The organism is Pseudomonas putida (assembly GCF_050989985.1).
Lineage (GTDB): Bacteria > Pseudomonadota > Gammaproteobacteria > Pseudomonadales > Pseudomonadaceae > Aquipseudomonas > Aquipseudomonas putida_AI.
This window is the reverse complement of the sequence record NZ_CP158815.1, coordinates 6,099,435-6,119,569: the sequence shown is the minus strand read 5'-3', so window position 1 is coordinate 6,119,569 and position 20,135 is coordinate 6,099,435. Positions and strand designations below refer to the sequence as shown.

The 20,135-nt window shown below is 62.8% G+C and carries 17 protein-coding genes and 1 pseudogene; 6 read left to right on the top strand and 12 right to left on the bottom strand.

Annotated elements, in window-relative coordinates; translation table 11 throughout:
- Nucleotides 1-3: 3 nt before the first annotated feature.
- Genes ABTV29_RS27985 through cpaB form a run of 6 tightly spaced genes read right to left on the bottom strand, consistent with a single transcriptional unit; the run spans nucleotide 4 to nucleotide 6,484 of the window.
- Nucleotides 4-882 (bottom strand): type II secretion system F family protein, encoded by an 879-nt coding sequence (locus ABTV29_RS27985; RefSeq protein ID WP_433767773.1) that lies wholly within the window; start codon nucleotides 880-882, stop codon nucleotides 4-6.
- A gap of 8 nt (nucleotides 883-890) precedes the next feature.
- Complete coding sequence (locus ABTV29_RS27980; protein ID WP_433767772.1) at nucleotides 891-1,775, bottom strand: type II secretion system F family protein; 885 nt, start codon at nucleotides 1,773-1,775, stop codon at nucleotides 891-893.
- A gap of 10 nt (nucleotides 1,776-1,785) precedes the next feature.
- Nucleotides 1,786-3,066: a CpaF family protein gene (locus ABTV29_RS27975; protein WP_433767771.1), complete on the bottom strand. Its 1,281-nt coding sequence runs from the start codon at nucleotides 3,064-3,066 to the stop codon at nucleotides 1,786-1,788.
- Entirely contained in the window at nucleotides 3,063-4,250 is a 1,188-nt protein-coding gene (locus ABTV29_RS27970; protein ID WP_433767770.1) for an AAA family ATPase, read from the bottom strand. Before ABTV29_RS27970 ends, ABTV29_RS27975 begins: the two co-directional genes overlap by 4 nt.
- Complete coding sequence (locus ABTV29_RS27965) at nucleotides 4,247-5,509, bottom strand: type II and III secretion system protein family protein (protein ID WP_433767769.1); 1,263 nt, start codon at nucleotides 5,507-5,509, stop codon at nucleotides 4,247-4,249. Before ABTV29_RS27965 ends, ABTV29_RS27970 begins: the two co-directional genes overlap by 4 nt.
- A gap of 21 nt (nucleotides 5,510-5,530) precedes the next feature.
- Entirely contained in the window at nucleotides 5,531-6,484 is a 954-nt protein-coding gene (gene cpaB / locus ABTV29_RS27960; RefSeq protein ID WP_433767768.1) for a Flp pilus assembly protein CpaB, read from the bottom strand.
- A gap of 324 nt (nucleotides 6,485-6,808) precedes the next feature.
- On the opposite strand from cpaB, the gene ABTV29_RS27955 reads away from it, so the two are divergent.
- Both ABTV29_RS27955 and ABTV29_RS27950 read left to right on the top strand, forming a co-directional pair.
- Complete coding sequence (locus tag ABTV29_RS27955) at nucleotides 6,809-7,036, top strand: Flp family type IVb pilin (RefSeq protein ID WP_433767767.1); 228 nt, start codon at nucleotides 6,809-6,811, stop codon at nucleotides 7,034-7,036.
- 87 nt (nucleotides 7,037-7,123) lie between these two features.
- Entirely contained in the window at nucleotides 7,124-7,537 is a 414-nt protein-coding gene (locus tag ABTV29_RS27950; RefSeq protein WP_433767766.1) for a response regulator, read from the top strand.
- A gap of 688 nt (nucleotides 7,538-8,225) precedes the next feature.
- Here ABTV29_RS27950 and ABTV29_RS27945 read toward each other — a convergent pair.
- The 4 genes from ABTV29_RS27945 to ABTV29_RS27930 form a co-directional block, all read right to left on the bottom strand.
- Entirely contained in the window at nucleotides 8,226-9,893 is a 1,668-nt protein-coding gene (locus ABTV29_RS27945) for a ShlB/FhaC/HecB family hemolysin secretion/activation protein (protein ID WP_433767765.1), read from the bottom strand.
- 137 nt (nucleotides 9,894-10,030) lie between these two features.
- Nucleotides 10,031-11,575, bottom strand: a complete 1,545-nt coding sequence (locus ABTV29_RS27940) for a collagen-like triple helix repeat-containing protein (RefSeq protein ID WP_433767764.1) — start codon at nucleotides 11,573-11,575, stop codon at nucleotides 10,031-10,033.
- 366 nt (nucleotides 11,576-11,941) lie between these two features.
- Nucleotides 11,942-12,796 (bottom strand): MaoC family dehydratase, encoded by an 855-nt coding sequence (locus ABTV29_RS27935; protein WP_433767763.1) that lies wholly within the window; start codon nucleotides 12,794-12,796, stop codon nucleotides 11,942-11,944.
- Nucleotides 12,797-12,798: 2 nt separating this feature from the next.
- Nucleotides 12,799-14,151, bottom strand: a complete 1,353-nt coding sequence (locus tag ABTV29_RS27930; RefSeq protein ID WP_433767762.1) for a 3-oxoacyl-ACP reductase — start codon at nucleotides 14,149-14,151, stop codon at nucleotides 12,799-12,801.
- Between the two features lie 262 nt (nucleotides 14,152-14,413).
- Between ABTV29_RS27930 and ABTV29_RS27925 the strand changes: the two genes are divergently transcribed.
- The gene (locus ABTV29_RS27925) at nucleotides 14,414-15,691 is read left to right on the top strand and encodes an acetyl-CoA C-acetyltransferase (protein WP_433767761.1); all 1,278 of its coding nucleotides are present in this window, start codon (nucleotides 14,414-14,416) and stop codon (nucleotides 15,689-15,691) included.
- 196 nt (nucleotides 15,692-15,887) lie between these two features.
- Nucleotides 15,888-16,679: an AraC family transcriptional regulator gene (locus ABTV29_RS27920; RefSeq protein WP_433767760.1), complete on the top strand. Its 792-nt coding sequence runs from the start codon at nucleotides 15,888-15,890 to the stop codon at nucleotides 16,677-16,679.
- A 102-nt stretch (nucleotides 16,680-16,781) separates the two neighbouring features.
- Here the strand turns inward: ABTV29_RS27920 and ABTV29_RS27915 are convergent, their stop codons facing one another.
- On the bottom strand, nucleotides 16,782-17,486 hold the full coding sequence (locus ABTV29_RS27915; RefSeq protein ID WP_433772048.1) for a methyl-accepting chemotaxis protein: 705 nt from the start codon (nucleotides 17,484-17,486) through the stop codon (nucleotides 16,782-16,784).
- Nucleotides 17,487-17,687: 201 nt separating this feature from the next.
- Nucleotides 17,688-18,572: pseudogene (locus ABTV29_RS27910) on the bottom strand (HAMP domain-containing protein); the annotation flags it as partial.
- A 228-nt stretch (nucleotides 18,573-18,800) separates the two neighbouring features.
- Here ABTV29_RS27910 and ABTV29_RS27905 point away from each other — a divergent pair.
- On the top strand, nucleotides 18,801-19,118 hold the full coding sequence (locus ABTV29_RS27905; RefSeq protein ID WP_433767759.1) for a hypothetical protein: 318 nt from the start codon (nucleotides 18,801-18,803) through the stop codon (nucleotides 19,116-19,118).
- A 41-nt stretch (nucleotides 19,119-19,159) separates the two neighbouring features.
- A complete protein-coding gene (locus tag ABTV29_RS27900) occupies nucleotides 19,160-20,053 on the top strand; it encodes a PA4780 family RIO1-like protein kinase (protein ID WP_433767758.1) in 894 nt (297 codons plus the stop codon).
- Nucleotides 20,054-20,135: the final 82 nt, after the last annotated feature.

Sequence of the window (20,135 nt, the reverse complement as noted above, 5' to 3'; positions counted from 1 at the left end):
CCTCTAGGAAGCAAAGGCCCGGGCCAGGGCGGTGAAGCCCGGGCCGGCCAGTACGATCAACAACGCCGGGAAGAGGAACAGCATCATCACGACGGACATTTTCGCGGACATCTTGGAGATGTATTCCTGCAGGCGCGTCATGCGCCGGTCATCGAGCAATTGCTTGAGCGACAGCAGCGACTTCATGGCGCCGCCGCCCTGATGCAGCAACTGCTGAAGGATCACGCAGGTGTCGGTAAATTCATCCACCGCCATCAAGCGGCTGGCCTTGTGCAGTTCTTCGCCCAGCTCCAGGCCTGAATCGACCCGCGCCAGTACAAGGCGCAATTCATGGGTCAGGATCGGCAACAGTTGTTTGCCATCGTTGCTCAGGACCCTTAGGGATTGCTCCACCGCCATGCCCGATTCGAACAGGATGCGCAGCAGCGGAATGAAGGTGGAAATCTCGATCGCCAGCTGCTTTTGACGATGGTGCGCGGCCGCCGCCAGCAGGCGCTTGGGCAACAGATAGCCGATGCCGAGAGCGAACGCCGGGGCGATCCAGTGGTTGCCGGCCTGTGGAAAAAACAGCGCCTGGAGCAGCAGGCTCAGGGCCAGCGCCGCGAACGGAGTCCCTACCTGAAGGGCGGCGAAATACGCGCGTTTGCGCGCGGTGCGCCAGCCCAGGCAGTTGAGCAGCGTTTGGGTTTCGTTATCCAGGCTGACCGTCCGCTGGCCGATCCGGCTGGTGCCCAGCGCATGCAGCCACTGGCTCAATCGGGTTTCGCTGGGCGCTTTGCCGTCCAGGCGTTGCACCACCTGGCGGGCGCGGCGGCGCCATTCGAAGACCACGCTGACAAACAGCAGGGACGCGGTCAGAAACAGCAGCGAGCTCAGCAGCATCGAGGGGTTCATAGGCTTCGCAACATCCGCCACAGCGCCAGACAGCCGAACACCTGCAAGCCGAGCGCGCTCACCAGCATCATTTGCCCCGAGCTGTCGTTCCACATGCTCAACAGGTATTTCGGATTGGTGATCAGGAAGTAGCCGGCGACGGACACCGGCAACAGCGCCAGCACCGCCGCCGTGACCCGGGTTTCGCCGGTCATGGCGCGCAACTGGCGAGCCGCCTGTTCGCGTTCGCGAATCATCTTCATCAGGTTTTCCAGCAGCTCACTGGCGTTGCCGCCATAGCGGTGGTTGACCTTCAAACCCAGGGCAAACAGGCGTAACTCGTCCTTGTCGTACAGCTCGGCAAAGTCCGCGGCGGCCTCCGGCAGGCTCACGCCCAGTTGCACGCTGCGCTGCACCCGGCCCAGGGCATCCTTGAGCGGGTCTTCGGCGGCGTTAATGGCATTGAGCACTGCGTCAGCCAAGGTGCGTCCGGACTTCAGGCTGCGCACGGTGTGATCGAGCAGCGGTGGCAGTTGTTCGATCATGCGCCTGAGCCGGCGCTGATAACGCCACTGGACAAAGATCCGCACCAGCATCGGCGGCAGCAATGCCAGGATCAGCAAGCCCAGCCAGCCGCCCAGCAACAAACCGAGCAGGGCACCCAAGCCCCACAACGTGAGCCACAACCCCAGGCGTTCCGTGGGCCGACCCAGGCCCGCCCGCAGGAAGGCGCGCTCCACGGCCACCCATGAGGTCTTCTGTGCCACGGGCTGCGGTTGCCCCCGGGTCAGGCGCTCCAGTGCGCGTTCGGTGCCGGGCTGGCGTCGCCCGCGTTGAAACAGGCGCACCGACAGCCCGACCAACGCCAGGCAAACGAGTATCAGCAGCAACGGTTTGAGCATGCCGTGGCCTTCAGTACGTCGAGGGAGAAAACGCCGAGTCACGGCGCAGCTTGTCGCCGGCGGGGTTGATCGCCTCGCGCAGGAAACCGAAACCGCTGCGTCGGTCGAGACGGAACAGGGTATTGGTGACATACACGTCCTCGCGCACGCCAATCACCTCCACCACTTCGCTGACGCAACGGCGGCCATCGGGCAGGCGCGTCAGCTGGATCACCACATCCAGCGCCGCGCAGATCATCTGGCGCAACGTGCGTTCGGCGATGCTGCGCCCCGTCAGGCCGACCAGGGTTTCCAGGCGCAGCAGCGCATCCTGGGCGTTGTTGGCGTGCACCGTACTCATGGAACCGTCGTGGCCGGTGTTCATGGCGGTCAGCACATCGACCACTTCGACGCCACGGATCTCGCCGAGGATGATCCGGTCCGGACGCATCCGCAGGGCGTTGCGAATCAGGTCGCTGGCCTTGACCTCGCCATGGCCTTCGGCATTCGGCGGACGGGTTTCCAGGCGCACGACATGGGGGTGGCCCAGTTGCAATTCGGCGACGTCCTCGATGGTCACCAGTCGTTCGTGGGGGTTGATCAACTGGCTGAGGATGTTCAGCAGCGTGGTCTTGCCGGTCCCGGTGCCGCCGCTGATCAGGATGTTGCAGCGCTTGCCCACGGCTTCCTGAAGGAATTCATAGATCGCCTGATCGATGGTTTGCATGGCCATCAGATCGGTGCTTTTGAGCATGTCCCGGCGGAATTTGCGGATCGACAGGCACGGGCCATCGAGGGCGATCGGCGGAATGATCGCGTTGACCCGGCTGCCGTCGGGCAGGCGCGCATCGACCATTGGCGAGGACTCATCGAGCCTGCGCCCGAGCGGCGCGAGAATGCGCTGGATCACCCGTTCGACGTGATGGGCATCGATAAAACGCAAATCGCTCTGATGCAGCAAGCCGTCGCGCTCGATGAACACCCGGTGCGGGCCGTTGACCAGAATCTCGGTCACCGCCGGGTCGCGCAGCAGCACCTCCAGCGGGCCGAAACCGGTGAGTTCGTCGACGATCTCTTCGGCCAGCCGCTCCATTTCGTAGCGGGAAATCGCCAGGTGCAGGCGGGCGATGTACTCGGCGACCTTGTCGATGACGAACTGCGACAGCACCTGCCGCGAGCCCTCCAGCAGGTTTTTGCCGGACTCCTCGATGGCGTCGATGATGTAGCGGTGCAACACCAGCTTCAGGCCTTCGTGGTCTGTATTGCCGGCCACCCCGCGCTGGGGTCCGCCGAAGAGTTTTTCAGCGCTCATTGCGTACCTCTCAAGCGACTGAACCAGGACTTGGGTTTGGCCAGGCCTTCGGAGCGCTTGGCCAGGCGTTCGCCGAGGGTGCGCAAACTCTGGGTGAGCACTTCCCGGGGCGCCAGTTCGAACAGGGTGATGCCCTGATTCTTGGCGTTGAGGCGAATCTCGGGGCTGTAGGCGAGGGTGGCGATGATTTCCATGCCGAAGCTTTTGCCCAGGGCATCGGAGTCGGGCGCGACGCTGCGCAAGTAACGATCGACCAGCAGTTTGGCGTGATCGAGCTTGATCCCCTTTTCGCGCCACAGGTTGAGCACCGCGAGGTTGCGCCGGCAGTCGATCACGTTCTGGTCGGTGTACCACAGCAGCTTGTCGCAATGGCTGACCAGGGTGCGCAAGGCCTCGCTGTCCGGCTGCCCGGTGAGGTTCACCACGATGTGCTGGAAGTGCTGGCGCAGGGCGCTGAGCAACATGTACAACTCGGCGGCGCTGGTGTGTTCCAGCGGCTCGTCGTTGCTGGCGTAGGCGAGGATGCGCAGGCCGACTTCGCAACGGGTGAAGGCGCTGTCGATCAGGGTCGAGTCGAGGCGGCGCACGTGGCGCAGCGCATCACTGAAATAGAACGAACTCTCAAGGCCCAGCAAGGCCAGGCTGTCGCCGCGCGGCAGCCCCAGATCCAGCAACAGGGTTTGCTGGCCGCTCTTCTGCACCACCTGCGCCATGTGGTTGGCCAGCAGCGCGCCATCGGCATTGCTCTGCACACCGTAAAGCACCGTCAGCCCGCCAAGCTGGGTGTTCGGTGCCACCGGCGGCAGACGTTTGCCCAGGCGTCGCACCAGGCCGGCGACTTCACTGGCGCGCGAACCATAGGCGACGAAATCCCGCGCACCGGCACGCATGGCATTGAGCACGAGTTGGTTGTCCATGCCGTCGCCCAACGCGACGATGGCGAGCATCGGCTTGGCTTCCAAGGCGCCCTCGATCAGCGCGCACTGGGCCACCAGATGTTCACGATCGAGGCTCACGAACACCAGGCTGGCGAAGGTCACGTCCACCAGCGCCAGCAGTTCGTCGAGGCTGTCGCCGGCGACGCTGACCACCTGGCCCATGGAGGCGAGGGCGCCCTGTAACCATTCAAGGTCGGTGCTGTTGCGCGTGATCGCGAGGAAGGTCTGGCTCAGGTTCTGGCTCATTGCGATAACCCGCTGCGTTTATCGAAGTCGCCGTTTTCGAGGAAGTACAGGCGATACCAGTTGGGGTCGTAGTTGCGCAGTTTTTCGCCCGGCAACGTCGGCAGTTGTGCGTTGACCGCCAGCGGCTGGACCAGGTGCGGCGTGACGATCATCAGCAGTTCGCGTTCTTCGCGGTTGATCGAGGAGCTGCGGAAAAACGCGCCGAGAATCGGAATGTCGCCCAGGCCTGGAAACTTGTTCACCTGCGAAGTGTTCTGGGTGCTGATCAAGCCGCTGATGACGAAGCTCTCGCCATCGGCCAGGGAAATGCTGGTGTCGGTGCGGCGAATGGTGAACGCCGGCACGGTGGTGCCGCTGATGGTGACGGCGTTGGTGTAATCCAGTTCGCTGACTTCGGGTGCGACCTTGATCGCGATGTGGTCGTTGCTGACCACCGTGGGCGTGAGCGTCAGGCGGATACCGAATTCCTTGTATTCGATGGAATAGCTGTTGCTGTTGGCACTGGGGATCGGGATGGGGATTTCCCCGCCGGCGAGGAAGCTGGCGCTCTGTCCGCTCAAGGCCACCAGGCTCGGACGCGCCAGGGTGTAGGCAAAGCCGCTGCCTTCCATGGCATTGATGATCGCCAGGAAATTACCGCCGCCGGCGACGATGTTGTACATGTCGTTGGCCAGGGGAATGCTGGGCACGGCGATGCGCGGATCGAGGTCGCGCAGCGGCAGCACCCGTGGCGTCACGGCGGTGTTGGGCACGGTGCCGGGGGAGCCGAACAGGAAGTTCGACGTCTTGCCGTAAATTGACGTGCTGGCTTCCTTGAGTTTGGTGCGGCTGACCTCGACGAAGCGGATGTCGGTCTGCACCTGCGCGGGCAGCGCCGCCTCATCGGAGGGTAGTCGGGTGGCGGTGGTCATGGCCGCCGTGGCACGGCCCTTCACGAACACCATGCTTTGACGCGGTGTGCTGGAGCAGGGCGTCCAGACCATCAGGCTGGTGGCGCCGGGGGCCATGCCGGTTAGCAGAAAGGCCTGATTGCCGTTGACCCGCACGTCAGCGATTTTCGGGTCGCCCACGGCGATCCGGGTAATCGCCACCGGCGACTGGACTTCCTGTTGCAGGCCCTCGCCGACTTCCATCGCGGCCGGCATCGGGCCCAGCGCGGCGCAATTGCCGCTTGCCGCCAAGGCCGCCGTCACCGGCATGCCGCTCATCAAGGTGGCCCAGATCAAACCGTTGAACAACGGCGTAAAACGTCTGCGCATCTAAGGGCATCCTTGCTCGATTCAGGGGGTCTTTTGCGTGATTTCATTGCCGCGGATCACCTCCACACCCGCTTTGCGCACAGGTGTGGAGGCGCCAATGGCCACGACATTTTTCGGCGGTGGGGTCATGGCCAGTTCGTTGAACTGGATCAGTTCACGGTCGGCGTTGGCCAGGTTGGCCGCCGAATCGCTTTCACCGGCCCAGTAGCGGGCCAGGCGTTTTTCCTCGGCGCTGCGCACGGCCAGGCGCAACACCCCGGCCTGGGCGGCGAGCATCAGGCGGCTCAGCAAGGGTTCGGGCACGGCGAGCAGAACGGTGCGGGCGCTGGCGCGCTGTTGTTCCTGGCGCAGTTTGTCGTCGTTGCTGTGGGTGGGGCTTGCGGGCTGGCCGTCATTGGTCAGGCCCATCTGCTCGCCCACGCCCAGTACGCGCAAGGCCGGGATCACCAGTTGGGACGAGGCCTGGGGGTTGTTGGTGTCCATGCGCAGAAACAGCAGCACATCGACATAATCCCCCGGCGACAGCTGCCCGCCGGCGTTGACCACTTCGTCCACGGCCACGGCCAGCGCGCGCTCATCGGGGCGAATCATGCGCGCCAGGCTGCCGCCGGCTTCGAAGCTTTCATCGCTCAGCCAGCTGCCGGCTTTGAGGGTGCGCCAGGGTGTGCGGCCAATGGCTTGATCGAGGCGGGTCAGGCTGCCGGCCGGGACGGTTCGGAGATTTTCCAGGGCCACGTCGTCGGCGGTGATTTGCGCAAAGGGGGCAATGTCACGCTGCAACACCACCACGGGATGGCGAGTGGTGTCTTCTGCTTGCGGCACGGGTGCCTGGGGCGGAGTGGGCGATGAAGTGTCGGTGATTTGTGCAATGGGGGCGGGGGCCGGTGGACGGCTCAGCGTCAGCCCCCAGTAACCGGCAATGACAGCGCCCACCAGTGACAGTCCGGCAAGGCCCAGAGTGATACGGCTGTTCATGACGGCTCTCCCTTTCCTGCTGCTCTAAAAACTCGCTTTATCCAACGAGACAACTTCGCAATCAGGCAGCAATGAACATGAAACTATTTCGCTATTTGACCGTAGCGCAGCTAGAGCAAAACGCCATTACGGAACGAGGAAAAAGCAGTAAAAGTAAATGATTACGACGAAAGGCCCGGTTTTTTGGCGCCAACTAAACGACTAATACTTTGTGATTAATCCGTTGTTACAGTTGTTGGCTCGATGAATGCCGACAATGCTGATGCTGGCATAGGGGAATCATGTTGCGCTCATGCAACACCCGGGTGCTCCAGGAGAGCGGTCATGTCTTTTTCCAAGCTGGTTCAGAAGGTCAAATCGGAACTCATTTTTGCTCATTGCAGAAAGTTGGTCAGGGATACCGAAGGCGCTTCGGGTATCGAGTACGCGATTGTGGCGGCGATGGTGGCGGTGGTGATTGCCGGGCTCAGCTCGGGTATCGCCGGTGACATCGGGACAGTATTCGGCAAAATTTCGGGTGCGCTGGTTCCCAAGCCCGCAGGTTCAAGTTAATGAGACTTGAGGTCTGAGGGTAAGGTCATTTGCCATAGCTGAAGGCGGGTACTAATGTCAGTGCTTACTTTATTGCCGGTGTCGCCTATGAGTTCTCCCGCGCTTTCACGCCAACAGTTGCTTCTGGTCGATGATGAAGAAGATGCCTTGATCGAGTTGGCGGAATTGCTGGAGGGGGAGGGCTTCAATGTTTTCACCGCGACTTCGGTCAAGCTGGCACTTCATCATCTGACCCGTCATCCGGACATTGCGCTGGTCATCACTGACCTGCGCATGCCGGAGGAGAGTGGCATGTCGTTAATCAAGCGTTTGCGCGAGCACACCTCGCGCCAGCATTTGCCGGTGATCGTGACGTCCGGGCATGCGGATATGGAGGATGTGAGCGACATGTTGCGCTTGCAGGTGCTGGATTTGTTTCGCAAGCCGATTTATCACGTGAGGTTGTTGGAGACGCTGAATAATCTGTTTCCCTTGCCTAGTGTGCGGGTGAAGGGTTCCTGATTTTTTGTGGGAGCGGGCTTGCTCGCGAAGGCTTTTTTGATCGTGTACATATCCGTTGCTTCGGTAACGGCGACTTATGGTTTCGCCCTTACGGCGAGTCACTTTTAACAAACGCCTTAAAAGTAACCAAAAACGCTTGCCCCGGCGTCCGGCCCCTCGCTGAGGCTCGGCGTTCCTTCGCTCCGGCATTCATCCGGGGGCATCGCCTCCGGTTTGCTTCGCTGCACCTCCTCTCGATGTGTGCGGCTGCGCCGCACGGCGCTACGCGCCTTACCCCCGGATGAACACCTCCACTCAGCCTCCCGAAGGGGCGGGTGAATCAAAATCAAAGGCCGCCGAGGCGAGCTAACGCTCGGCCTGAATTTCGAGAGCATCCCCAATTCCTGTGGGAGCTGGCTTGCCAGCGATGGCGGCCTGACAGCCGACCTGATTGGACGGACTTACTCAGTCCCCTGTGGGAGCGAGCCTGCTCGCGAAGACGCCCTCACAGCCGACCTGATTCGCGCGGATGTACCCCATCTCCTGTGGGAGCGGGCTTGCTCGCGAAGGCGGCCTGACAGACGACCCGATTTGCGCGGATGTACCCCATCCCCTGTAGGAGCGAGCCTGCTCGCGATGGTCGTCAACGATAATGCTGGCTGCCTGACACCCCACGGTGTTCCGTCGTCCATCGCGAGCAAGCTCGCTCCTACAGTTGGTAGCTGAAGCTGATGCTGTACCGCGCCCGCCGGTTAAACGTATCCAGCGCCTTCTCCGACATCGGCCTGGCCGCTTCCAGCGCGATGTTGTAGTACCTGGCATCGCCAAATCTCAAACCCACTGCCGCCGATGACATGTCGTTGCCCTGCACCGGCAGTTTGTTGAACCAGGTCCTGGCGCGGTCCAGCACTACGTAGGGTTGCAGGATGCGCACCCAGTTGCCCTCGCGATTGAAGCTGTAGTTCACCTCGTACGCCGCGCCCCAGCCCTTGTCGCCGGAGGCCTGGTCGTCGGGGTAGCCGCGGCCGAAGTTCTGGCCGCCGAACACTGCGCGTTCGCTGTCGGGCAGGGTATCGTCGCTCCAGTAGAGCGCGGCGGACAGGACGCCTTGCCAGTTGTCGAAGAACTTGTCGCTTTGCACCCCCGACAGACGCAGCCGGAAGAAGTCCAGGTCGAGGACGCTGTTGTTGGTGTTTGCGCCCATGCCATCGATGCCCTGGTACAGCCCGCCGCTGAGGATGCGCAGTTGCCGGGTATCGGCCTTGCGCCAGTCGCTTTCGAACGCCAGGGCGCGGATGTCGGTGCGTTGTTCGACGCTGAGGGGGAAACCGACCACCTTGTAGCGGGTCTTGTCGTCGACCGCATAGAGGCGCGCGCCGGCGCTGAGCAGCTCGTTGGGCGAAGCAATCAGTGGATGACTGAAGCCGATGGAATAGCGATCGTTTTCCCGATGCGGTTCCAGCTCGATGCCGTTGTCCAGACGCACATTGGTGCCCAGGTCGGCGCGGTAGCGGGAGGCGGATAGGGCCAGTTGCGTGCCTTCGGTATTGAGGAACTGGTTGTAGTCCAGGCGGTAGTAATGCTCGTGATCGTCGCCCGGTGGAAACAGGCCGCTGAGGGTCAGCTGTTCGCCCATGGCCGTCTGGGAATTGCTACTCACGCCAAGCAAGGCCTGGGTGCCATTGCGGTTGTCTTCGGTGGTGCTCAGGGTGCTGGTGAAGGGTTTGCGGCTGGCCTGGGCGATCAGTCGGGTCGCGCCGTCGGTGGTGCCCGGTGGCGGCACCTGGGCTTGCAAGGTGACGCCGGGGATGCGGCTCATCAGGGTGGTGTAGCGTTCGAAAGTCTTGCGGGTCAGTGGTCGTTCGGCCTGGAGTTTGGCCACCAGTTCATCGAGCAAGGTCTTGACCCTGCCGACGTCGCCCTGCAACTGGTAGTCCTTGATGTATCCCTCCACCAACACCACGCGGGCAACGCCATTGTCGAAATTCTGTTGGGGCAGGAAGGCGTAGGACAGCAGGTAGCCATCCTGTTGATAGCGACGGGTGATGTTGCGGGTCGCCTCGATCAGCTCGGCGAGGCTGGTTTCGTGGCCCAGCAAGGGTTGATAGAGCGCCGCCAGTTCCTTGAGCGGGTAGATTGTGCCGCCTTCGATCTGCACAGTGTTGATGTGCACTTTGGTGCCCATCATCAGCGGCTCCTGGGGGGCGCCGGGTTCGGGCACTTGCAGCGGTGTGGCTGTCGGGCGATACGCATCGGCGGGCAGGTTCGGCACCGGCAGGTTGCGGATGGTTTCGTTGCTGTTGAGGAAGCTGGGCAGGGTATCGGCGAGGAGGGTGGAGCTGAGGGACAACGACAGCAAAAAGGCCATGACGCGCATAAGGCACTCCCTGTTCAATCCGCTGTAGCACCCGGATCTCCTTGATCCAAAGAAAAGGCGGAAGACTGAGCAACATCTTCCGCCCTCAACCAAGCCCAGGCGCTGTAGGTCGAGCCGCGTGAACGGCACGGTGCAAATCAGCGTCTGTTGCCGCCCAGGGCGCCGGTGAGTCCGCCGATGACACCACCCAGCCCGCCTGTTGTGCCGGTACCTGTGGTAGCACCATCGACCAGACCGCCGACCGCGCCGACGGTGCCCCCCACGGTGGTCACGGTATTACCAAGGGCCGTGACCACCGGGTTGGCATTACTGCCCGTTATTGCAGTGCCGAGGCTGGCCACTGCTCCACCGGTCTGGCTGGTGAGGCTGGCGACCGGGGCGCCGATACCGGTGGCGGCACCGACGTTTTGCGTAAGCCCGGTCACCGCTGTCGTGACCGGGTTGACCGCGGCGCCGACGTTGGTCCCGAGCGTGCCGAGCGCCGCGGTCGGGGTGGTATTGGCCACACCGCTGCCGCCCAGTGCTCCCCCAACGCTGGCGACCAGATTGCCGCCGGCCACGGCGTTCACGCCCGCCGCACTGACCACGCCACTGCTGTTGCCGATATTCAGGCCACTGCCGACGTTGACCACCGCACCGCCGACGGTTTCCAGCAGGCCATTGGTGCCGGGTGCACCGGTGCCCGAGCCGGTGCCGTTGGACACCAGCCCCCCGGCCTTGCCGACCGCAGTCCCGGTGTTGCTCAGGGCACCGCCAACGGTGTTGGTCAGGGCATTGCCGTTGCCGGCAGCGGTAACGTTGTTGCCCACGCCATTGACGGCATCACCGACCTGTTTCACCACACCCTTGAGCGGATCGCCGAGCCCGGTGGTGCTGCCGACCTTGTCAGTGGTGCTCTCGACCATGGCGATCACCGGCACCAGTTTGCTGCCCACTTCCTGTGTGACGGTGCCCAGTGGGCCGGTGGTGGTGGCCGTGCTCAGGGTATCGCCGAGCATGGTGACTCTTTCGCCGACGCCATCGAGTACCGGGGCGACTCGGGTGACGACACCGCCGACCACCGGAACGCTGCTGGTGGCCGTGGCCAGTTTGCCGCTGACATCCGAAACGCCGTTGCCGACATCCTGCACCACACCACCTACCGCCGACGCCGTGACGCCCAATCCGTTGGGATCGCTGTCGAGTTTGCCCAGGCCATTGGCCACGCCATCGCCCAGGGTGCTAACCACGTTGCCCGTGGTGTTGGCCACGCTTTGCACGACACCGCCGGCGACAGGCACCGAACCCAGCGAATCGCCGATCTGCCCCACACCTGTGCCGACGCCGCCGACGGTGTTGCCGACATCCTGCACCAGGGTCGTCATCACCAACGGCGTAGCGCCTGGATTGGTCGGGTTGGTGGGATCGGTCGGGTTGGTTGGATTCGTCGGGTCGGTCGGGTTCGTGGGGTTGGTTGGAGTGGTGGTGCCGCCGCCCGTGCCCGCGGTGCCATCAGAACCGCCCGCTCCGCCGCTGGTACCACCCGTACCTGCCGTGCCACCTGTACCCGCCGTGCCCGCGTCCGATGAAGAGCTGTCCGGGCTGCTGTGATGACCGCCACCGCCACTGCTGCAACCGGCCAGACCGAGAGAAAGCGCGAGCGCCATTGCGATTGCCGATTTGCACCACACCTGTGTGTCCATGGCCGTGATTCCCTGCACCTGTACCAACCTCGTTGAGATCGACGGCTGGCCGGTTCTTTCGCCGGCCATTTCCTTCGTCCGTTGATCACATGACAGTCCCAAGGGCAGCGTCGCGCCATTATTGAATTGGTATTAATGCGATGGGGGGCTTGTTCGGGCGCGGAGAAAAACTGTTTTGAATCAATGGGGCAGCGAGGGGCACGGGAGGATTGGATACTTAAGTGATATACACAATTGATCGTGGGTGCGCCCCCTGTAGGAGCGAGCATGCTCGCGATGAGCCCGAGAACGCCACTGGGTGTCAGGCAGCCAGCGTTATCGTTGGCGACCATCGCGAGCATGCTCGCTCCTACAGGTAGGCAGGCGTCAAGCCACCGGTTGCCAATGGCCGATCATGTGCTCCAGATCGCCATTGCCGATCAACTGCAACTCCCCGCTCGACCCCGCGGCACTGGCCAGCAGCGCCACCTCACTGGGCAGGCGCACCGGTTTCTTGAACTGCACCAGGATCTCGTAGTTCGCCGTCGGTAAATGCTCTTCCAGCGCCGCCAGCGTGCGGGCCTTGTTCCATAACCCGTGGGCGATGGCCGAAGGAAACCCGAACAGCTTCGCGCTGGCCGCGCTGAGGTGAATCGGGTTGTAGTCGCCGGAGACTTTTGCATAGCGCCGGCCGATGTCCGCGGGCGCTTTCCATTGCGCGACCTGGGTCAGCGGCAGTGTCGATGCCAACACTTCATCCACGGGCTCCCCTTCAAGCTTGACCCCGCGACACAACATCTGGCTCTGCGCCTGCCACAGCGTGCCGAGCTGGTCATCCAGGGTGGTCAGCAAATCGAAGGTCGCGCCCTTGGCGTGGGGTTGCAGGTTCTGCACGCTCACACTGACCTGCGCCCGGTGGAGACCGCCCATGGGCCGCAGCACGCGAATGCGGTTACTCAGGTGAATCAGCCCCAGCAATGGAAACGGAAACTCCCTGGCGGTGAGCAACTGCATCTGCAGCGCGAAAGCGAGGATGTGTGGATAAGTCGGTGGCAGCAGACTGTTGTCAGTAAACCCGCAGACCTTGCGATAGGCCGCCAGGCGTTCGGGGTCGATGTCCACCCAGCAACGCAAGCCGGTGTCGGGCAGGGTGGTGCCGGTGATTTTTCGTCGCGTCGCGGCTTTTGCATAGAGCGCCGGCAAGCCGGGTTCGCGATTGAGCAGGTGCCAGTCAGTGGTCATGGCTAGGCCCCCAGAACGCTTTGCCCGCACACACGCAAGGCCTGACCGGTGAACGCGCCAGTGCCCGGCTGTGCCAGCCATGCAACCGCTTCGGCCACGTCCTGGGGCAAGCCACCCTGGCCCAGGGAACTCATGCGCCGCCCGGCCTCGCGCAGGCCGAAGGGGACGCGTGCGGTCATCTGGGTTTCGATAAAGCCGGGAGCCACCGCGTTAATGCTGATACCTCGTTCCTGCAGCGAAGGCGCCCAGGCCTGGGCCAGGCCGATCAAACCGGCCTTGCTCGCCGCGTAATTGGTTTGCCCGCGGTTGCCGGCGATGCCGCTGATCGAAGCCAGCAGAATCACCCGGGCGTTGTCGCGCAGCGTGCCGTTGTCGAGCAGCGCCTGGGTCAGCACTTGCGGCGCATTGAGGTTGACCGCGAGCACGGCGTCCCAGAAATCCGGGGTCATGTTGGCCAGGGTTTTATCCCGGGTGATGCCGGCGTTGTGCACCACGATATCGACGCCGTCGGGCAGGTGCTCGATCAACTGGGCGGCGGCATCTTCTGCACAGATATCCAGGGTGATGCTGCGCCCGCCGAGACGTGCGGCGAGGGCATCGAGATCGTTTTTCGCCGGGGGCACGTCAAGCAGGATGACGTCGGCGCCGTCACGGGCCAGGGTTTCGGCGATGGACGCGCCGATGCCGCGGGCCGCACCGGTAACCAGCGCCTTGCGCCCGGCCAAGGGGCGGGTCCAGTCGCTGACCTGGGAGTCGCAAGCCTTGAGGCGAATGACTTGCCCGGAGACGAAGGCGCTTTTCGGCGAGAGGAAAAACCGCAGCGGACCTTCGAGCTGGTCTTCGGCACCTTCACCGACGTAGATCAGTTGCAGGGTGCCGCCGCTGCGCAGTTCCTTGGCCAGCGAACGGCTGAACCCCTCCAGGGCACGCTGGGCGCTGGCGGCGAACGGATCGCTCAGGGTCTGCGGGTCGCGTCCGAGGATCACCAGGTGCGCGCAATGCTCGAGGTTTTTCATCAGCGGCTGGAAGAACTCGCGCAGTTGTTTGAGCTGCGCGGTTTGCAGCAGATCGCTGGCATCGAACACCACGGCCTTGAGTTTCGGACCGTGACCGGGAATCCACTCGGTCGCCATCGAAGGCTCGGTGCCGTAGCCGTAGATCGCATCGGTCAGGCGGTTGGCAAAGGCGTTGACGTGCTGCGCCAATGGCCCGCCGCCGATCAGCAGCGCACCCTCGACCGGCCGCAGCCGACCGGCTTGCCAACGTTCCAGACGCACAGGCGTTGGCAGCCCCAGGGCCCCGACCAGGCGATGGCCGATGGAGGAATTGGCGAATTCGATATAGCGGTCAGACATGGAACGCGCTCCGCAAGCTGGGGTTCAAAGTGTGGACCATGATTGGCAATCAGTCGTTCGATCCGCGAGATAAGGCCTACGCTTGATCACAGCAGATTAGTTTGTCCCTGGATTTTCAGGAGAACACAGACCCTGTGGGAGCGAGCCTGCTCGCGAAGGCGTCGGCACATCCGGCAACGAGTTGACTGACCCACCGATTTCGCGAGCAGGCTCGCTCCCACAGGGATCGGCTCAACTTTCAGGTGTTCACCAGGAGCTTTTCATGACCCAACTGCGCCGCGTCGCGATCATCGGTGGTAACCGGATTCCTTTCGCCCGCTCCAACGGGCCGTTCGCCACGGCCAGCAACCAGGACATGCTCACGGCGGCGCTCGAAGGCTTGATCGAACGCTACAACCTGCATGGCCTGCGTATCGGCGAAGTGGTCGCGGGCGCGGTACTCAAGCATTCGCGGGACATGAACCTGACCCGCGAGTGCGTGCTCGGCTCGCGACTGTCGCCCACGACGCCGGCCTACGACATCCAGCAGGCCTGCGGAACCGGGCTGGAAGCAGCGTTACTGGTGGCGAACAAGATTGCCCTGGGGCAGATCGACTGCGGCATTGCCGGCGGCGTCGATACCACCTCCGATGCGCCGATCAGCGTCGGCGAAGGTCTGCGCAAAATCCTCCTGCAAGCCAACCGCGCCAAAACCACGGGCGACAAACTGAAAACCTTCCTGCAATTGCGTCCCCGGCACCTGATTCCCGAGTTCCCGCGCAATGGTGAGCCGCGCACCGGTTTGTCCATGGGCCAGCACTGCGAGTTGATGGCGCAGACCTGGAGCATTTCCCGTGAGGATCAGGATCGGTTGGCGCTGGAAAGTCACCACAAACTGGCCGCGTCCTACGCCGAAGGTTGGCACAACGATCTGATGACGCCGTACCTGGGCCTGACCCGCGACAACAACTTGCGCCCGGATTCGACACTGGAAAAGCTCGCCGCCCTCAAGCCCGCCTATGAGAAAAGCGCCAAGGGGACGCTGACCGCCGGCAATTCCACGCCGCTGACTGATGGTGCGTCGCTGGTGCTGCTGGGCAGTGAAGAGTGGGCGAAAGAACGCGGCTTGCCGATCCTCGCCTACCTGCGTGACGGCGAGGCGGCGGCGGTGGATTTCGTCAACGGTGCCGAAGGCCTGTTGATGGCGCCGGTGTATGCCGTACTGCGATTGCTGGCGCGCAACGGTTTGACCTTGCAGGACTTCGACTACTACGAAATCCACGAAGCCTTCGCCGCGCAGGTGCTCTGTACGCTGAAGGCCTGGGAGGATGCGGACTACTGCAAGACGCGCCTCGGCCTCGATGCGCCGTTGGGGTCGATCGACCGCAACCGGCTGAATGTCAAAGGCAGCTCGCTGGCGGCGGGGCATCCGTTTGCCGCCACGGGCGGGCGGATCGTGGCGAATCTGGCGAAGTTGCTGGATGCGGCGGGGAAGGGGCGGGGGTTGGTGTCGATTTGTGCGGCGGGTGGGCAGGGGGTCACTGCCATCATCGAACGCTGAAAACTGAATTGAAGTGAAACCCAATCCTGTGGGAGCGAGCCTGCTCGCGATAGCGGCGTGTCAGTCACACATGGGCTGGCTGATACACCGCTATCGCGAGCAGGCTCGCTCCTACAGGGGGATCACCGGTGTTGAATAGATTTGTGACATGGCTTAGCGTCGCCCTATCCGCCGTCCCGCAACACAAGGCCCGTCAATGCCGACCAACGGACAAGTGTCCCTCGAACGCAGCATCCCGCCCATCACCTCACTGCCGCGCCCGTTGTATGCCCGGGTCGAGAGCCTCAATGCCGGCTCATGGACCCCGGCCCATCGCCACGACTGGGTGCAGTTTTCCTATGCCATCAGCGGTGTTCTCGGGGTGCATACCGCCGAAGGAAGTTTCTTTGCGCCGCCGCAGTGGGGGATCTGGATTCCCGCGGATCTCGAGCATCAGGTGGTGACCTCGATGCGCGCCGAGATGCGCAGCCTCTATGTGCGTCGCGAGGATTGCCAATGGGCGGACGGGCGTTGCCGGGTGCTGGAAGTGACGCCGCTGGCCCGTGAGCTGATCAAGAGTTTTTGCCTGCTGCCGGTGGAATATCCACAGGGCGACAGCCAGGAAGCGCGGCTGGTGAGCGTGCTGCTGGATCAGCTGGCGACCTTGCCGGAAGTCGGGTTCTCCCTGCCGTTACCCCGCCATGAACGATTGCTGGGGCTGTGCAACGAGCTGATCGAAAACCCCGAGCACAACGTGACCCTGCAGGAGTGGGCCGAGTGTCTGGGCATGTCGGAGAAGACCCTGATGCGCCTGTTCCAGCGCGAGACCGGGTTGAGCTTTCGAGGCTGGCGCCAGCGCATGCGCTTGCTGTCGTCGCTGAGTTTGCTGGAGGAGGGGGACAGCGTGACCAATACCGCGCTGGCCTGTGGATATGATTCCACGTCGGCGTTTATTGCGGCGTTCAAGTCGTTGTTCGGGTTTACCCCGGGGGAGTTGTTCAAACAGTGACGGCCTCATCGCTGGCAAGCCAGCTCCCACAGGGATTTGCAGTGTCCTTGTAGGAGCGAGCCTGCTCGCGATTGGCCGCGAAGCGGCCACCGGGATTTCGGATCAGGTACGGAACCGACGCACCAACCCATCCAGCTCATTCGACAACCCGGCCAGGCTCTGGGAGTCCAGTCGTGCCGAGTTGGCCAGTTCCGCCACCAGCTGCGCATCGCCATGGATCTGGCTGATGTGGCGGTTGATGTCTTCGGCCACCTGGTGCTGCTGTTCCGCCGCCGTGGCGATCTGGGTGTTCATGTCGCGGATCACGTCCACCGATTCGCGGATCTGCCCGAAGCTGCTGCGCGCTTCGCCGATGCGCGCGACTGATTGCTGCGACACTTCCAGGCTGGCGTGCATCTGTTGCGTCACCTGGCTGGTGCGTTTGGCCAGGTTGCCCAGCAGCCCGTCGATCTCCGCCGTGGAGTCGGCGGTGCGCTTGGCCAGTGCCCGCACTTCGTCTGCCACCACTGCAAAACCGCGACCCTGTTCACCGGCACGCGCCGCCTCGATGGCCGCGTTCAGCGCCAGCAGGTTGGTCTGTTCGGCGATCGAACGGATGGTGCCGAGGATCGACTGAATGTCGTTGCTGTCGCGTTCCAGCTGTTGCATCGACTCGGCCGACTGCTCGATTTCCTGGCTCAGGCGATCCACGCTGCTGACTGCGGCGTCGATCTGCTGCTGGCCTTCGCGGGCCTGGCGCTGGCCGCTGTCGGCGGATTCGGCAGCCTGGCTGCACGAGCGCGCGACTTCGTTGGCGGTGGCGACCATTTCGTGGAACGCCGTGGACACCATATCCACCGCTTCACGCTGGCGCCCGGCCGCTTCGGCCATGTCGCTGGACACCTGGGTCGAGCTCTTGGAGGTCGCGAGGATCTTGCTCGCGGCGCCGCCAATGTTCTGGATCAGGTTGCGGATCGCGGCCAGGAACTGGTTGAACCAGTTGGCCAGTTGCGCGGTTTCGTCGCGGCCGCGGATTTCCAGGCTCTTGGTCAGGTCGCCTTCACCCTGGGCGATACCTTCCAGGCCATCGGCCACACCACGGATCGGCCGCACGATGACGCTGGCGAAACTGGCGCCGACGATGGCGAAGATCACCGCCAGTACGGCAGCGATGATCGCGATCAACCAGGTCAGTTGGGTCGCGGTGCTCATCACGTCGTTCTTTTTGATCAGGCCGATGAAGGTCCAGCCCAGTTGCTCCGACGGCCAGACGTTGGCCATGTAGTGCTCGCCGTCGAGTTCGACTTCGAGCACGCCTTTGCCGGCCTTGGCCAGTTGCGCATAGCCGTCGCCGAGGCTGTTCAGGGCCTTGAAGTTGTGCTCCGGCTTCTTCGGATCGACCAGCACGGTGCCGGTGTTTTCCAGCAGCATCAGGTAGCCGCTTTCCCCCAGCTTGATCTGCTTGACCAGCTCGGTCAGCTGCTTGAGCGACACGTCGATGCTGACCACGCCGCCGTTGGTGCCCAGCTTGTTATCAACAGTGCGAACGGTACTGACATAGGACGTGTCATTTTCAGCCCAGTAGTAGGCCTCGGTGCGGAACGGCTTGCCCGGTTTGGCCTGGGCCGCCTTGTACCATGGGCGCTGACGTGGGTCGTAGTTTGCCAGCTTGGCATCGTCCGGCCACGACACGTAACCGCCGGCCGCGGTACCGAGGATGGCATAGGCGTAGGACGGATGAGCGTTGCCCAGTTCCTGCAGGAAGCCGAAGACTTTTTTGTCCATCTCGCCCTGGGGAACGCTGGCGGCGTTGGAAGCCATGTAGGTCTTCAGGCTGTCGTCGGAGTTCGTGATCAGCGGTTGCTTGGCCAGGTACTCGACGTTCTGGCTGATGCCGTCGAAAAACAGTTGCATGGCATTGCTGACCTGGCGGATTTCACGACCGCTGCTGTCGACGAATCCATCCTGGGCATCACTGCGCAAGTTCAGCACAACGAGGGTGGCGACCAGCACCACGGGCAAGCAGGCGATGATTGCAAACGCCCAGGTCAACTTCTGTTTAATGTTCATCCGCGCTCCAGATTTTCTTGTAGGCCCACGCAGTGCAGATGACTCGGGGTTTATTGGCAGCCGTAAACGTTTTTGTTCAACCGCTTCCTTGAGGGCGACATCGCCAGTGCAAGGCAACGATTGTCGGACAAATCATTTTGTCACTCAGGGCTTCGGCTGTTGTCCGAGGAAATTGAGGACCGTTTGGAAAAAACCTTGAGTAGTGGCTATTTGATGGCGATTTCTGTCGTAAATGCCCTTGGTGCCTACGGACAAGGCCCGGTCTTGATCCTGCAAAGCCGCGGATTGGCCGCCGGTTTTCGTGATAAAACCGGCACATTGTGTGCATCGGTCATGTTCACAGGTCGGCACCCCCTCCCCGCCAGGGGAGGATTGCCGTATAACGAGTGACTTTCGCGTGTTTGGTAATAAAGGACCCAGAATAAAAGCTGATGAAGACTCCAAAACGCATTGAACCCCTGATCGAGGACGGTCTGGTCGACGAGGTGCTGCGCCCACTCATGAGTGGTAAAGAAGCAGCTGTTTATGTGGTGCGCTGCGGCAATCAGTTGCGCTGCGCGAAAGTCTACAAGGAGGCGAACAAACGCAGTTTTCGCCAGGCGGCCGAGTATCAGGAAGGCCGCAAGGTACGCAACAGCCGTCAGGCCCGGGCCATGGCCAAGGGTTCCAAGTTCGGCCGCAAGGAGGCCGAAGACGCCTGGCAGAACGCCGAAGTGGCGGCGCTGTTCCGCCTGGCCAATGCCGGCGTGCGGGTGCCCAAGCCGTATGACTTCCTCGAAGGCGTACTGCTGATGGAGCTGGTGGCCGACGAATACGGCGATGCCGCGCCGCGTCTGAACGACGTGGTGCTGGAGCCGGACCAGGCGCGCGAATATCACGCCTATCTGATTTCGCAGATCGTGCTGATGCTGTGTACCGGCCTGGTGCACGGTGACCTGTCGGAGTTCAACGTGCTGCTGACCCCGACTGGCCCTGTGATCATCGACTTGCCGCAAGCGGTGGACGCGGCGGGCAACAACCACGCCTTCAGCATGCTGGAGCGGGACGTGGGCAACATGGCGTCCTACTTCGGACGGTTTGCGCCGGAGTTGAAGAAGACTCGCTACGCCAAGGAAATGTGGGCCTTGTACGAGGCTGGCACCTTGCACCCGGGCAGCGTCCTGACCGGTGAGTTTGATGATCCGGAAGACCTGGCCGACGTCGGCGGTGTCTTGCGCGAGATCGAGGCGGCACGCCGGGACGAGGAGCGCAAGCAAGCGGCCCGCGCCGCGGACGATGCACCACCTGGCAAGACCGAAGAACCGCCACCACCGTGGATGCAGTGATCGGTTAAAACAAAAAACCGGCTTTGGCCGGTTTTTTTGTGGGCATCAATTCGACATTCATGTCGCCCATGAATCCGCCATC

Coding starts and splice junctions, on each gene's coding strand:
- ABTV29_RS27985 (WP_433767773.1), bottom strand. CDS start 882: ATGCTGCTGAGCTCGCTGCTGTTTCTGACCGCGTCCCTGCTGTTTGTC.
- ABTV29_RS27980 (WP_433767772.1), bottom strand. CDS start 1,775: ATGCTCAAACCGTTGCTGCTGATACTCGTTTGCCTGGCGTTGGTCGGG.
- ABTV29_RS27975 (WP_433767771.1), bottom strand. CDS start 3,066: ATGAGCGCTGAAAAACTCTTCGGCGGACCCCAGCGCGGGGTGGCCGGC.
- ABTV29_RS27970 (WP_433767770.1), bottom strand. CDS start 4,250: ATGAGCCAGAACCTGAGCCAGACCTTCCTCGCGATCACGCGCAACAGC.
- ABTV29_RS27965 (WP_433767769.1), bottom strand. CDS start 5,509: ATGCGCAGACGTTTTACGCCGTTGTTCAACGGTTTGATCTGGGCCACC.
- cpaB (WP_433767768.1), bottom strand. CDS start 6,484: ATGAACAGCCGTATCACTCTGGGCCTTGCCGGACTGTCACTGGTGGGC.
- ABTV29_RS27955 (WP_433767767.1), top strand. CDS start 6,809: ATGTCTTTTTCCAAGCTGGTTCAGAAGGTCAAATCGGAACTCATTTTT.
- ABTV29_RS27950 (WP_433767766.1), top strand. CDS start 7,124: ATGAGTTCTCCCGCGCTTTCACGCCAACAGTTGCTTCTGGTCGATGAT.
- ABTV29_RS27945 (WP_433767765.1), bottom strand. CDS start 9,893: ATGCGCGTCATGGCCTTTTTGCTGTCGTTGTCCCTCAGCTCCACCCTC.
- ABTV29_RS27940 (WP_433767764.1), bottom strand. CDS start 11,575: ATGGACACACAGGTGTGGTGCAAATCGGCAATCGCAATGGCGCTCGCG.
- ABTV29_RS27935 (WP_433767763.1), bottom strand. CDS start 12,796: ATGACCACTGACTGGCACCTGCTCAATCGCGAACCCGGCTTGCCGGCG.
- ABTV29_RS27930 (WP_433767762.1), bottom strand. CDS start 14,151: ATGTCTGACCGCTATATCGAATTCGCCAATTCCTCCATCGGCCATCGC.
- ABTV29_RS27925 (WP_433767761.1), top strand. CDS start 14,414: ATGACCCAACTGCGCCGCGTCGCGATCATCGGTGGTAACCGGATTCCT.
- ABTV29_RS27920 (WP_433767760.1), top strand. CDS start 15,888: ATGCCGACCAACGGACAAGTGTCCCTCGAACGCAGCATCCCGCCCATC.
- ABTV29_RS27915 (WP_433772048.1), bottom strand. CDS start 17,486: ATGGTCGCCACCGCCAACGAAGTCGCGCGCTCGTGCAGCCAGGCTGCC.
- ABTV29_RS27900 (WP_433767758.1), top strand. CDS start 19,160: ATGAAGACTCCAAAACGCATTGAACCCCTGATCGAGGACGGTCTGGTC.